At 60.8% G+C, this 13529-nt stretch carries 9 protein-coding genes and 1 pseudogene; 7 read left to right on the top strand and 3 right to left on the bottom strand.

Features of this window, described 5'->3' with window-relative positions:
• The first annotated feature begins 200 nt into the window (after positions 1-200).
• The 7 genes and pseudogenes from IWX87_RS04565 (at position 201) to IWX87_RS04535 (ending at position 10237) form a co-directional block, all read left to right on the top strand.
• The gene (locus IWX87_RS04565) at positions 201-1154 is read left to right on the top strand and encodes a nitronate monooxygenase family protein (protein ID WP_196862332.1); all 954 of its coding nucleotides are present in this window, start codon (positions 201-203) and stop codon (positions 1152-1154) included.
• A 128-nt stretch (positions 1155-1282) separates the two neighbouring features.
• Positions 1283-1768: an acyl-CoA thioesterase gene (locus IWX87_RS04560; RefSeq protein ID WP_196862331.1), complete on the top strand. Its 486-nt coding sequence runs from the start codon at positions 1283-1285 to the stop codon at positions 1766-1768.
• A gap of 64 nt (positions 1769-1832) precedes the next feature.
• A complete protein-coding gene (locus IWX87_RS04555) occupies positions 1833-2924 on the top strand; it encodes an acyltransferase (RefSeq protein WP_196862330.1) in 1092 nt (363 codons plus the stop codon).
• 543 nt (positions 2925-3467) lie between these two features.
• Positions 3468-4652, top strand: coding sequence for an efflux RND transporter periplasmic adaptor subunit (locus IWX87_RS04550; RefSeq protein ID WP_370583771.1), 1185 nt, complete (start codon positions 3468-3470; stop codon positions 4650-4652).
• A 13-nt stretch (positions 4653-4665) separates the two neighbouring features.
• Positions 4666-7780, top strand: a pseudogene (locus IWX87_RS04545) (efflux RND transporter permease subunit).
• Positions 7777-9294 (top strand): efflux transporter outer membrane subunit, encoded by a 1518-nt coding sequence (locus tag IWX87_RS04540; protein WP_196862329.1) that lies wholly within the window; start codon positions 7777-7779, stop codon positions 9292-9294. Before IWX87_RS04545 ends, IWX87_RS04540 begins: the two are co-directional and overlap by 4 nt.
• Positions 9295-9631: 337 nt before the next feature.
• The gene (locus IWX87_RS04535) at positions 9632-10237 is read left to right on the top strand and encodes a hypothetical protein (RefSeq protein WP_196862328.1); all 606 of its coding nucleotides are present in this window, start codon (positions 9632-9634) and stop codon (positions 10235-10237) included.
• Positions 10238-10247: 10 nt separating this feature from the next.
• On the opposite strand, the gene IWX87_RS04530 is transcribed toward IWX87_RS04535, so the two are convergent.
• The 3 genes from IWX87_RS04530 to IWX87_RS04520 form a co-directional block, all read right to left on the bottom strand.
• Positions 10248-10916, bottom strand: coding sequence for an amino acid ABC transporter permease (locus IWX87_RS04530; protein ID WP_196862327.1), 669 nt, complete (start codon positions 10914-10916; stop codon positions 10248-10250).
• A gap of 87 nt (positions 10917-11003) precedes the next feature.
• The gene (locus IWX87_RS04525; RefSeq protein WP_196862326.1) at positions 11004-11786 is read right to left on the bottom strand and encodes a transporter substrate-binding domain-containing protein; all 783 of its coding nucleotides are present in this window, start codon (positions 11784-11786) and stop codon (positions 11004-11006) included.
• Positions 11787-11910: 124 nt separating this feature from the next.
• Positions 11911-13527, bottom strand: a complete 1617-nt coding sequence (locus tag IWX87_RS04520; protein ID WP_231374583.1) for a phosphoethanolamine transferase — start codon at positions 13525-13527, stop codon at positions 11911-11913.
• Positions 13528-13529 lie beyond the last annotated feature (2 nt).

The following is a 13529-nucleotide window of genomic DNA, read 5'->3' as shown; positions in this document are numbered from 1 at the left end:
AGGTTTTGATGTTATCTCTGCCTCTTCTGTCATCCCGGGCTCGACCCGGGATCCATCCCTTCTCTACAGCGGGGGGCATGGATAGCGGATCCCCGGATCGAGGCCGGGGCAGGCTCAGTCCGCAATGACAAAAGTGAATGCGAACAGCTTCGAGCGACCTGAGTGGTTGCAAAAAATAAACAATGACAACGGAGAACACCATGTCCAGACTTCCCGGCGCCCTGAACCATTTGCCACTGCCCATCATCGGCTCGCCCCTGTTCATCATCAGCAACCCCACGCTCGTCATCGAGCAATGCAAGGCGGGCGTCGTCGGCTCTGTACCCGCCCTCAATGCGCGCCCCGCCGCGCAGCTTGAAGACTGGCTGGCCGAGATCACCGAGACGCTGGCCGCCTACAACCTGGCGAACCCGGACCAGCCAGCCGCGCCGTTTGCAATCAACCAGATCGTGCACAAGTCCAACGACCGGCTGGAACATGACCTGGAAATGTGCGCCCGCTTCAAGGTGCCCATCATCATCACCTCGCTGGGCGCGCGCGAAGACCTGAACCAGGCCGTACACGGCTGGGGCGGCGTGGTGCTGCACGACATCATCAACAACAAGCATGCCCACAAGGCGATTGAAAAAGGCGCCGACGGCCTGATTGCCGTGGCCTGCGGCGCAGGCGGCCATGCCGGCGTGAAAAGCCCGTTCGCCCTGATCCAGGAAATCCGCCAGTGGTTCGACGGCCCGGTGGCGCTGTCGGGTTCGATCTCGACCGGCGGCGGCGTGCTGGCCGCGCAAGCCATGGGGGCCGACTTTGCCTACATCGGCTCGGCCTTCATCGCCACCGAAGAAGCCCGGGCGTCAGACGCCTACAAGCAGGCGATTGTCGAAAGCAATTCCGACGACATCGTCTACAGCAACCTGTTTACCGGCGTGCACGGCAACTACCTCGCCCCGTCCATCCGCGCCGCCGGCATGGACCCCGACAACCTGCCCGAAAGCGACCCCAGCAAGATGAACTTCGGCGGCGACAAGAGCAAAGCCTGGAAAGACATCTGGGGCTGCGGCCAGGGTATTGGCGCGGTCAGCAAGGTGCAAAGCACGGCTGATTTTGTGGCGCAGTTGAAGCGGGAGTATGAAGAGGCGCGGGCGCGGTTGTTGGGTTGACTGAGCGCTGATAGGGAAGGGTTTTGTCTTTGGGGGCGGATAAGTCGGTAGTGCTTATTCGCCGGTTTTTCGAATCCAAACACAGTAATCACCTGTAACATCGCGCTTTCCATTTTCCAACGCCCTGCATGTCCCTCCCCAATCACCAACTCAGCATGACCGTGCTGATGACCCCCGACATGGCCAACTTTTCCGGCAATGTCCACGGCGGCACCATTCTCAAATTGCTCGACCAAGTGGCGTATGCCTGCGCCAGCCGCTACGCACGCGAGTACGTTGTCACCCTGTCGGTCGATCAGGTCATGTTCCGCGAGCCGATCCATGTGGGCGAGCTGGTGACATTTTTGGCGTCGGTCAACTACACCGGCAACACGTCGATGGAAGTGGGCGTGAAGGTGATCACTGAAAACATCCGGGGCCAGAGTGTGCGGCATGCCAACAGCTGCTTTTTCACCATGGTCGCCGTGGGCGAATACGGCAAGCCAAAAGCCATTGCGCCGCTCGAACCCGAAACGCCTGACCAGATTCGCCGTTACGCCGACGCCAAAATCCGCCGCGAGCTGCGTCGGGAGTTTGAACTGCGGCGGCAGGTGTTGACCGCCAAGCCCGCGTGAACGCTGTTTTTATTGCCCGGCGCCTGCGCCCATCTGAACCCGCGCGCCAGCGTCTGCTGGCCTGATGGGCCGGCCTGTTCACCTGCGTCAACCCGGCATTGACGCGCTCAAGGGGCTGGCCTGTGTGCTCATCATCTGGCACCACCTGGCTTTTTACGGGCCGATGTCGGATGTGCTGTATCCCCATGCGCCCGCGCTGACCGACTGGCTGTATGACTACGGCCGCATGGCCGTTCAGGTGTTTCTGGTCATAGGCGGCTTTCTGGCGGCCAGGTCGCTGGCGCCGCAAGGGCAGGCGACCTATGCGTCGCCGGGCCGCTTGATGGCGCGCCGCTACCGGCGGCTGGTGCTGCCTTATCTGGTGGCGGTGGCGGCGAGCGTTGCCGTGGCGGCGCTGGTGCGCCCGTGGTTTGACCATGCGTCGCTGCCATCGGCGCCGACGCTGTTCCAGTTGCTGGCGCATGGGCTGCTGCTGCAGGACCTGCTGGCGTTTGAAGGCTTGTCCGCCGGCGTCTGGTATGTGGCGATTGATTTCCAGTTGTTTGCGATGGCGGTGCTGCTGTTCAGCCTGTCGCGACGGCTGGAGCGGCGCTGGCCGGGCTTGCTGGTCTGGCCGGTTGCGCCGGGGCTGATGTTGACGGTGATCGTTTGCGCAGCGTCGTTGTTCCTGTTCAACAACCACAGCCGCTGGGACACGGCCGGGGTGTATTTCTTTGGCGCTTATGGCTTGGGCATGCTGGCTTTCTGGGCCGCAAATTCAGGTCGGCGTCGGGAGTGGCTGCTGGGCATCGGCTTGCTGGCCGGCAGCGCGTTGCTGCTGGATTTCAGGGGACGGCTGCTGGTGGCGCTGGTCGTGGCGTTCGGGCTGGTGTTCTTGCAACGCATGGCTTCAGGGCCAGGCGCGCCACGCTGGCCGCAGCGGCAACTGGCCAGACTGGGGCAAATGTCGTATTCAATTTTCCTGATTCACTTTCCGGTCTGCCTGCTGGTCAATGCGGTGGTCAGCCAGTTTTGGCCTGCGGATTTGCTGGCCAATGGGGCGGGTTTGCTGGCGGCGTTTGCACTGTCGTTGGGCGCGGGCCGTGTGTTGTACCGAAACGTTGAATCCAGGGCTTCGCTGTATTCCTTCCGGTTCAAATTTCGCTTTGCGGCCTGATGCGCCGTGCAATGCAATAAATTCAAGTAAAAAATGCCATTTGCGCATGCTGGACGGGAGCAAGAAGCTATTTAATTGATAGCTTTAAATCGTTGTACATGTCAGCTTTAGCGCTGCCTCCCGCGCCAGACGGTATAAATCGGTCGCCATTGGCAAGCCGCATGGATGCCAGCCGTTCCCGGACAGTTTTGTCGGGCAGCCAACACAATTTGGGCCGCAATGCCGGGTTCGAGCCATGACAATGCGCGCGAAGAGCTGAAGCAAAAGAAATAACCTCAAAAATCAACGGTGAGCCAACACGGGAGATTACATGGGATCATTAAAATAGCCGGCGATAGCACCCGGCGCGATGACCCCCAGGAATCGCAGCATTCAATATTCCTCCAGCCTTGGAGGGCAGGGTGATTCCCGGCAAAACTCATTTCTTTTGTGTGGAACCTTTTCCTTTTCCGCGCTGACTGCCGGACCTCTAACTTGCTTCAATCTTCACGCTTTCCCAAACCCCGCTCGCTCCAGTCCACCACGTGTTGCTGGCGCCCTGTTGTGGCCGTGCTGGCACTGGCCGGCGCACTGACGGCTTGTTCTGACAAGGCGGCAGCTCCCGCACCGTCCGGCCCGGTGGAGGTTGGCGTCGTCACGCTGCAGCCCGAACGCCAGACCATCACCACCGAATTGCCTGGCCGTACCAGTGCCTTTTTAAGCGCCGAAATCCGCCCGCAGGTGGGCGGCATCGTGCAAAAGCGGCTGTTCACCGAAGGCGCGCTGGTCAAGGCGGGCCAGGTGCTGTACCAGCTCGACGCCGCCAGCTACCAGGCGGCGCAAGCCAGCGCGCAGGCTTCGCTGGCCAAGGTCCAGGCGGCCGTGGGCGCTGCCGAGGCAACGGCCAGGCGCAATGCCGAACTGGTAAAGATCGACGCCATCAGCCGCCAGGTCGACGACGACAGCCAGGCCGCTTTGGTGCTGGCGCGTTCCGACGTGGCCGTGGCCAGGGCGGCGGTGGAAAATGCGCGCATCAGCCTGAGCTACACGCGCATCGTTGCCCCCATTTCAGGGCGCACCACCACGTCCAGTGTCACGCCAGGCGCGCTGGTGACGGCCAACCAGGCGGCGGCGCTGACCACGGTGTCGCAGCTTGACCCGCTGTATGTCGACGTCACGCAGTCCAGCACTGAAGTGCTGCGGCTGAAAAGTGACATGGCCAGCGGACGTTTCCAGCGCAGCGATGCTGCTTCAGCACGCATCACCCTGAAATTCGAGGATGGCAGCGTTTACCAACATCCTGGCAAACTGCAGTTTTCCGGCGTCAACGTGAACCCGGGCACTGGCGCTGTCACCCTGCGCGCCGTGGTGCCCAATCCCCAGGGCTTGCTGATGCCGGGCATGTATGTGCGCGCGGTGCTGGAGGCTGGCGTGAACGAGCAGGCCCTGCTGGTGCCGCAGCAAGGCGTGACCCGCGACGCCACCGGGAATGCCAATGTGCTGCTGGTCGACAAGGACAACAAGATAGAACGCCGACGCATCAAGGTGGATGCGGCCGTGGGCAGCCGTTGGCAGTTGGTCAGCGGACTGGTGGCGGGCGACCGTGTCGTGGTGGATGGCCTGCAACGCATCAAGGCGGGCGACACGGTCAAGGCAATCGAGGTGGTGACGAAAGCTTCCGGCGCCGGTTCTCCAGAAGCAGCGCAAGCGGTCATGCCTGCAGCGTCCGCTGCATCCGGCGCGCGCTGAGGATCTGGTCACCATGGCTCATTTTTTCATCAACCGTCCCATTTTTGCGTGGGTGCTGGCCATCGTCATCATGCTGGCTGGCGCGCTATCGATCAGCACACTGCCGGTCGAGCAATACCCCGACATTGCGCCGCCGCGTGTTTCCATCAACGCAAACTACAACGGCGCTTCGGCCGAAGCGGTTGAAAACTCGGTCACCCAGGTCATCGAGCAGCAACTCACCGGGCTGGACAACCTGCTCTACATGGAGTCGAGCAGCGATGCCTCGGGCCGCTCGCGCACCACGCTGACCTTCAACCCGGACACCAACACCGACGTGGCCCAGGTGCAGGTGCAAAACAAGCTGCAGCAGGCGTTGTCGCGCCTGCCGGAGGCGGTGCAAAACAGCGGCGTGAGCGTGACCAAGGGCGGCAGTGAATACTTCATGGTCATCTCCTTCTCCTCGGCTGACCCCAGCATCACCCAGGTGGACATTGGCGACTACCTGACCAGCAATCTGGTGGATGTTCTTGGCCGCATCGACGGGATCGGCGACGTGCGCATGTTTGGCACCAATTACTCCATGCGCATCTGGCTTGACCCCGCCAGGCTGGAGAAGTTTGCCCTCATGCCCTCGGACGTGCGCGTGGCTATCAATGCCCAGAATGCCCAGGTTTCGGCGGGCCAGCTGGGCACGCAGCCGGCTAAAAACGGTTGAAGAGTTCAACAACGTATTGCTCAAGTCAAGCCCTGACGGCGCCGTGGTAGTGCTCAAGGACGTGGCCCGCGTCGAACTGGGCGCAGACAACCTGTCAACCACCGCACGCCTGAATGGCCAGCCGGGCGCCGGCATTGGCCTGGTGCTGTCCGATGGCGCCAATGCAATGGCCGTCGGCGATGCGGTGAACGCCAGGATTGCACAATTGCAGCCCTATTTCCCGTATGGGCTGGTGCCCTTCGTCAGCTCGGACTCCACGCCTTTTGTGCGCGCATCGACCAAGGCCGTGCTGGTCACACTGGTGGAAGCGATGATTCTGGTGGTGCTGGTGATGTTCGTTTTCCTGCAGAACTTGCGTGCCACCCTGATTCCGGCCATCACCGTTCCGGTGGTGCTGCTGGGCACCTTTGGCGTGATGGCGACAGCGGGCTATTCGATCAACGCGCTGACCATGTTTGCCATGATTCTTTCCATCGGACTGCTGGTGGACGATGCCATCGTGGTGGTGGAAAACGTAGAGCGCGTGATGAGCCAGGAAGGCCTGTCGCCGAAGGAGGCAACGCGCAAATCGATGAGCGAAATCACCCCGGCGCTGGTGGGTATCGGCCTCACGCTGTCGGCGGTGTTCATTCCCATGGCGTTTTTTGGCGGCTCGACCGGGGTGATCTACCGCCAGTTCTCCATCACCATCGTGTCGGCCATGGCGTTGTCGGTGTTTGTCGCGCTGACGCTGACACCGGCCCTGTGCGCGACCTTTCTCAAGCCGGTTAAAAAGGGCCACCACACCGCGCATGAGGGCACGCAGCGCAAGGGCTTGCTGCGCCTCAGCGACCGTTTCTTTGGCGGATTCAACCACCACTTTGACCGCAGTGCCGACCGCTACCAGGGGCTGGTGGGCAAGCTGATGCGGCGCAGCAAGCGCATGGTCGTGGTGTTTTTGCTGTTGTGCGCCGTTGTGGCCGTGATGTTCGCGCGATTGCCAACGTCATTTCTGCCCAATGAAGACCAGGGTTTTGTCAGGGTGCAGATCAGTTTGCCGTCGGGCGCTTCGGATGCGCGTTTGCAGGTCGTGATGGCCGAGGTGCAGAAATACTTTGGCCAGCAGCCCGATGTCATCAGTTTTTACTCAATCACCGGTCTGGGCGGGGACCAAAGCTCGGCCCGCGGATTTGTTCGGCTGACCGACTGGGGTGAACGCCACCGGCCCGAGCAGTCGGCGGACGCCATCGCGCGCAAGGCGACGCAGGAGCTGAAAGTGATCCGCGATGCGCGCATCTTTGTGAGCCTGCCGCCGGCTGTGCGCGGCTTGGGCTCGGATGCAGGCTTCAACTTCCAGCTCAAGGACTTGAATGGCCTGGGCCATCAAGCCCTGATCGACGCCAAGGACAAGCTGCTTGCGCTGGCGCAAGACCGTCCTGAAATAACCAGTATGCGCAGCAACAACCTGGATGACAGGGCGCAGTTGAGCGTCATCATTGACGACCGCAAGGCCGCCGCGCTGGGCTTGTCCGCAGCCGACGTGAACAACGTGTTGTCCAGCGCCTTGGGCGGTGCTTACATCGACGATTTCCTGAACAATGGCCGCGTCAAGCGCGTTTACATCCAAGGCGATGCGCCTTACCGGATGCTGCCCAAGGACATCGGGCCCTGGACGGTTCGCAACAAGCAGGGCGAAATGGTGCCGTTCTCTGCCTTCAGCCAGACGAAATGGACCTTTGGTTCACCCCAGCTGCAACGCTACAACGGCAGCCCGAGCTACGAGTTCGTGGGCAGCGCCGCGCCTGGCGTGAGCACCGGGGTGGCGATGGATGCGATTGAAGTCATCATGAAGGAAATGCCGACGGGCATTGGCTACGAATGGACAGGCGCGTCTTACCAGGAACGCTTGTCGGGCGCGCAAGCACCGATGCTGTACGCCATTTCCATCCTGTTCGTGTTCCTGTGCCTGGCGGCTTTGTACGAAAGCTGGAGCATCCCGCTGGCGGTGATTCTGGCCGTACCGCTGGGCATTCTGGGTGCCTTGGTGTTCACCGGCACGCGCGGCTTGTCCAACGACGTGTATTTCCAGGTGGGCTTGCTGACCACCGTGGGGCTGGCCTCGAAAAATGCAATCCTGATCGTTGAATTTGCCACCCAGCTGCAAGCGGCCGGACGCAACGTCTTTGACGCCACGCTGGAATCGGTTCGCATGCGTCTGCGGCCGATTTTGATGACTTCGCTGGCCTTTGGCTTCGGTGTGTTGCCGCTGGCCATTGCCTCAGGCGCCGGGGCGGGCGGTCGACAGGCGATTGGTACGGCCGTGCTCGGCGGCATCATTTTCTCTACCGCCCTGGGGATTTTCTTTGTGCCGGTGTTCTTTCTCCTGATTCGCGGTTTCTTTTCAAGGCGTTCGGCTGAAAAGGCCGCCACTCCACCGGAGACTGCCGCATGATGCGCTTTGCTATTCCGGCCCGGCGTGGCGTCGCACTCGCCGCCATCGCCACACTCGCCGGTTGTGCCAGTCTGGCACCCGCCTACGAAAGCCCGGCATTACCCGTTCCGGCCACGCTTGACGACAGCGCGCTGGTCATGCCCGATGGCGAAGCGCTGCCGGGCTTGTCCACGCTCGGCTGGAACGACTTTTTGCAAGCGCCCCGGCTGCGCGAAGTGGTGACGCTGGCCTTGGAGAACAACCGTGACCTGCGGATTGCGGCCTTGACGATAGAAAAAGCGCGTGCCCAATACGGCATTTCGCGCGCCGACCTGTTTCCGTCTGTCGATGCCAGCGGCGTTGGCAGCCGCAGCCGCTCCCGGGGTCAGGACCAGAGCAGCAGTGGCAATGCCTCGTCAATCCGCACCCAGTACAGCGCACAGCTTGGATTCAGCAGCTACGAAATCGATTTTTTTGGCCGGGTTCGCAACCTCAATGACGCTGCCTTGCAGGAATTCTTTCGGACGGCAGAAAACCGCCGCAGCGTGCAATTGAGCCTCGTGGCCGAAGTCGCCAATGCCTGGCTCACATTGGACGCCGATGGCCGGCTTTTGCAACTGGCGCAAGACACCTTGCGCAGCCGCCAGGCTTCGTTTGACCTGACAAAGCGCAGCCACGCGCTGGGTGCCAGTTCGGGCCTGACGCTGGCGCAAGCCCAAACCACAGTGGATTCCGCCCGCGTTGAGGTGGCCGCATACACCCGTCAGGTGGCACGTGACCGCAACGCCCTGGCCTTGCTGGCAGGCGCGCCGGTGCCGCCAGGGATGCTGCCGGACGGGGCAATGCAAGTCGCGCCAGAAACGCAGACCGTTGACCGGCTCAAGGCCACCCCGGCGGCTATGCTGCTGGCGGTGCCTGCCAACCTGCCGTCTTCAGTGCTGCAAAACCGTCCCGATGTGCAAGCGGCCGAATACACGTTGCGCGGCTCCTATGCCAGCATTGGCGCCGCACGCGCGGCGTTTTTCCCCGGTATCAGCTTGACGGCATCGGCCGGCACGGCCAGTTCGGGCCTGGCGGGCCTGTTTGGCAGCGGCAGCGGCATTTGGAGCTTTGTACCGCAGATCCGGCTGCCGATTTTTGATGCCGGCCGCAACCGTGCCAACCTGCAAGTGGCTCAGGTGACGCGTGACACGGCGCTGGCGCAATACGAGAAAACGCTGCAAACCGCATTTCGCGAAGTGGCCGATGCGCTGGCTGACCGCGCCACGCTGGGCGAACGCCTGGCGGACCAGCAATCGTTACGCGACGCCACTCAGCGCGCCTTCACGCTTTCACAAGCCCGCTACAAGCTCGGTGCCGACAGTTACCTGCCGGTGCTGGACGCCCAGCGCTCGCTTTACAGCGCGCAGCAAACCCTGATCGTCCTGGCGTTGTCCGAGCAGGTCAACCGCATCACGTTATACAAGGTGTTGGGCGGCGGCTGGTACGTGGAGGCCGCGGCGCAGGGCGCGGCTATCGCGTCACCCGCCCCGTGAAGCCGATGGCGTGTTGAAGCACGGCGCGCTTCAGCCGCCATGTGCGTCGAACTTTCAACGACCTGTCGGGTCAAATGGCGGTTTTCAACCACGTTTTTCGCCACGCGGCCGATCACGTTGATGACCTGGGGCAGCTGGGGCGGGGCTGGTGGTTTTTATCCATAAAAAAACCATCTGGATTGGCGCACAAAATATGCGTCAAGTCAGTGCCCTGACGGCAACGCGACAATCCGGGCCAGTTTTGCTGCCCGAAAACACAGGGTGACTACACTTCCGTATTCGCTTTGACGCTTTCCATTCTTCTAATCTTTCCAATTTTTCCGAAAAAACCGTACCCATGGATATTTTTATGCTGACGATGTTTGTCGCCATCGCCGCGCACATGCTCAAGTCGAAATACCAGCGCGGGCGCATTGCCTTGCTGGGCAGCCATCTCGGGAAATACCAGATTGAAAAACAGATGGAAAGCCTGACGGACGGTTACTTGCGCGCATTGGGCGAGACGGACTTGATACGCCGGGAACAGATCTGGCATCTGCAAGACGCCACCGAAGCGTCGCTGTGCGACCAGCTCAAGCGTTTTGTGGCCGATTTTTCCAAACTTGACGAAGAGCAAACACGCGTCAGCAAGCTGCCGATGGCCATTCCGTTTGCCGACAAGCTGTTTCCCGCCATCACGTTTGACCTGCGCAAGGCATTGGCCATTCATGCGCAAGGCATCACACTCGTGGCCACCAATACCGACCAGAGAAGCCCCCGGGACAAGGCCTATACCCTGAGCGCCGAGTTGTTTTTGCTGCAACACACCTGCCACTGGTTCTGCAAATCCAAAATTGTGGCGTCTGCCCGCATGCTGGGCCGGCAAAAAACATCCTATGAACAGGTGCTGGCGGCGGTGGCGCCCGAAACGCGCCGGGCGTACAACAGCCTGGTCGGCGCTTGAGCATGCCAGGTCAGCGCAAGTAGCTCCGGTTCAGGAGGGTTTCAAGCTTTTTCTGCAGGGTTTCAAAAAAGGCGCTCATGGCCCAGTAAATGGCGGCGGCCGCCAGATAGAGTGGAAACGGCTGGAAGGTGGTGGCAATCACTTCCTTGGTCGCCAGCATCAACTCGCCCACGGCAATCACCGACACCAGCGAGGTGTCCTTGATGAGGCTGATAAGGCTGTTCGACAGGCTGGGAACCGCCAGTCGCAGGGCTTGCGGGCCAATCACATAACGCATCGCCTGGGTTTGCGTCAGCCCCAGACTGAGGGCCGCATTGGTCTGGCCATGCGTCACGCCGTTGATGGCGCCGCGAATCGTTTCAGACAGGTAGGCGCCGACATTCAGGCTGAGACTCAAAATGCCCGCGCTGATCGGATCAAACTGGATACCGATGCTGGGCAGGCCAAAATAGATCACAAACAGTTGCACCAGCAGCGGTGTGCCGCGCATGCAACTGACATAAAGCGCGGCGAACTGCGACAGCAGCGGCACCTTGGCCAGTCGCGTGATGGCCACCAGCGTGCCAATGATGGCGCCGAAAAAAACCGATGCCACGGCCAGTAGCAGCGTCCACAGCGCGCCTTTGAGCATCAGCGGCAGGGCGTCCTGAAGCAAGCCGGTCAAACCAGTGATATCCATAAAGCTCTCCACAATTAAAAAACCCGGCGTCGCGCCGGGTGGGGGTCTGGCGCCTGCCGTAAGTGGCGGCGCGTGGCGGGACGGAAGTTACTTGGCGACTGGCGGTTTGCTCACGTCGCGGTCAAACCATTTGTTCGACATTTTGGCGAAACTGCCGTCGGCCTGTAAATCGGCCAGCGCCTTGTCGATGGCGGCCTTGAACTGCGGGTTACCCTTGACGAAAGCAATGCCGGATTTTTCCAGTTCCCCGACGGGTGCGCCGGGTTTGAGCGGCAGTTTGGTTTTCTTGACGATGTAGGGAATCAAGAGGCTGTCGTTCAGCGCGGCATCAATCCTGCCCAACGCCAGATCCTGCAAATACTCGGGCGAACCGGGATAGGTCCTGATGTCAATGCCGCCGACGGCCTTGGCGACTTCTGAAAAATTGGTGCCCTGGCCCAAACCAAGTTTTTTGCCCTTCAGGTCAGCCAGCGTCTTGAATTCGCGCTTTTCGTCCTGGCGAATGATGAGCTGTGGGCTTGAAATGGTGTAAGGCGTGGAGAAGTCGAAGGTTTCCTTGCGCTTGTCGGTGATGCCGACCTGGTTGATGACCACGTCGTATTTTCCCGCCTGCAAGCCGGCCAGAATGGCGCTCCATTCGCTGGTGCTGAAATCAGCCTTGACGCCCATTTTTTGCGCCAGGGCATTTGACAGCTCGACTTCAAAACCCGCCAACTGGCCGTTTTCCTTGTAATTGAACGGCGGATAAGTGCCTTCCAGCGCTACTTTGAGGGTGCCGCGCTGCTTGACGGTGTCAAGCAGATCAGCCGCTGTTGCGCTCAATGCCAGTGACAAAAGAAGTGTGGAAACCAGTGTTCTACGGATATTCATATGCTTATATTGAATAAATAGTTGTTAATTCAGACGTTAATCGAATAATAAACTGACTTTCCCAAATATGATTTTAAATCCCATAAACCCTACAGCCAATCAGGGCAGGCATTGATCGGCGGCGCTACGACTGGCCGCAATGTGCATAGATGTCCAGCGCTGGCGTGTAGACGCGGGTCTGCACATTCATCAGGCCCAGCACCGAATGAAAATAGTTGTCGTGGCTGACCGGTGCGTCAAGCTGCTGTTTGAGGCAGGCAGTGGTGATCTTGCTGCGCTGCTCGAAGCCGGGCGACAGCCAGGTGATCCAGGGCACATGCTTTTGCACGTCGGGCGCGACGCTGTAGGGCATGCCGTGCAGGTAAATGTTGTTTTCGCCCAGTGACTCGCCGTGATCAGCCACATACAGCATTGCAGGCGATGAGAGCGGCTCCTGCGTCTTGAGCCACTGGATGCTGGACGCCAGCAGGTGATCGGTGTACACGATGCTGTTGTCGTAAGCATTGATCAGCCCTTGCTGTGTGCAGCTTTGCAGGGCGTTGTCAGTGCATTCGGGCAGGAATTTTTTGAAGGCGGCTGGCGACCGCTTGAAATAGGCCGGGCCATGGCTGCCCATCTGGTGCATCACGACTACCACGCCCTTGGCCCGGCGCTCGGCGGGCAGCGCGGCAATGCGCGCGTCCAGGTCTTTCAGCATGACCTCGTCGAAGCATTCATCACCGTCGCACAGGCCGGGCACTTTCAGCTGGCTGGTGTTGACATTCGGAACACGGTCGCAAACGCCTTTGCAGCCTGACTGGTTGTCGAGCCAGAGCACGGCCAGCCCCGCATGCTGCAGCACGTCCATCAAGCCCTCGTAATTGGCCGGGCGCGATTCGTAGTTTGCCCGCCCGAAATTGGAAAACATGCACGGTACCGAGGCTGCCGTGCTGGTGCCGCAAGACCAGGCGTTGCGCTGGCTGGCAATGTTTTCTTTGGACAATTCGGACGTGGTGGGGCGGCTGTAGCCGTTGACCGCGAAATTCACGCTGCGCCCGGTTTCGCCCAGCACCAGCAGGAGCAGTGGCGGCTTGGCCTGTGCGGTGTAGGTGGCGCCGAGCGTGGCGTCTTCGCCCAGCGGCAGGATGGCCGATTCGTTGCGCTGAAACGGCTTGGCCGCCACCAGGCCCAATGCGTAAAAAGAATTGAGCGGATTGATCAGGTAGCGCACCTGGGGATAGTTGCGCATCACCGAGGCAATACTTTGAAAGAAAAGCACCAGCACCATGACCAGCAGGGCACAACTCGCCAGCAGTGCGACCAGGTTGGAGACCGCCTGGCGCGTCGGGTTTTGCAGCCGGATGTGCTGGCGCCACAGCAGCACGCAGGGCAGCACTGCCAAGACCAGCACGGTGGCCAGCAGACGCCAGTTCAACAGGTCACGCGTTTCGCGCATATCGGTCTGCAGGGCGTTGACCAGCATCGACTTGTCGATGACAACACCATAGGCCATCATGAAATAGGCGCCGAAAGCCGCCGAGACGCAAAACAGCATGATGACCGGCTTGAGCGTCCAGCGCCAGGCGAGCAGGCTGAGCAATCCAGCCGTCGTCAACCCGATGACCAGCGCAAGTGCGATGCTGACTGTGAACGCCTGACTGTTGCTCAAGTCGGGCAGCCGGGCCAGCGTGCGCCACAGCGCCACGTTACAGACCGTGGCAAGCCAGAAGCTGGCAAGTACAACCACCCAAACCGGCCGCATGC

It is taken from the genome of Polaromonas sp. CG_9.7, from assembly GCF_015752205.1.
In the GTDB taxonomy this organism is placed as follows: domain Bacteria; phylum Pseudomonadota; class Gammaproteobacteria; order Burkholderiales; family Burkholderiaceae_C; genus Polaromonas.
The sequence above is the reverse complement of the archived record's forward strand: the minus strand, read 5'-3'. Positions and strand labels throughout refer to the sequence as shown.

Bases quoted from the DNA above. Each gene is read 5' to 3' on its own strand.
- IWX87_RS04565 (WP_196862332.1), top strand. From the start codon at position 201: ATGTCCAGACTTCCCGGCGCCCTGAACCATTTGCCACTGCCCATCATC.
- IWX87_RS04525 (WP_196862326.1), bottom strand. From the start codon at position 11,786: ATGAATATCCGTAGAACACTGGTTTCCACACTTCTTTTGTCACTGGCA.
- IWX87_RS04555 (WP_196862330.1), top strand. From the start codon at position 1,833: ATGGGCCGGCCTGTTCACCTGCGTCAACCCGGCATTGACGCGCTCAAG.
- IWX87_RS04520 (WP_231374583.1), bottom strand. From the start codon at position 13,527: ATGCGGCCGGTTTGGGTGGTTGTACTTGCCAGCTTCTGGCTTGCCACG.
- IWX87_RS04530 (WP_196862327.1), bottom strand. From the start codon at position 10,916: ATGGATATCACTGGTTTGACCGGCTTGCTTCAGGACGCCCTGCCGCTG.
- IWX87_RS04540 (WP_196862329.1), top strand. From the start codon at position 7,777: ATGATGCGCTTTGCTATTCCGGCCCGGCGTGGCGTCGCACTCGCCGCC.
- IWX87_RS04535 (WP_196862328.1), top strand. From the start codon at position 9,632: ATGGATATTTTTATGCTGACGATGTTTGTCGCCATCGCCGCGCACATG.
- IWX87_RS04560 (WP_196862331.1), top strand. From the start codon at position 1,283: ATGTCCCTCCCCAATCACCAACTCAGCATGACCGTGCTGATGACCCCC.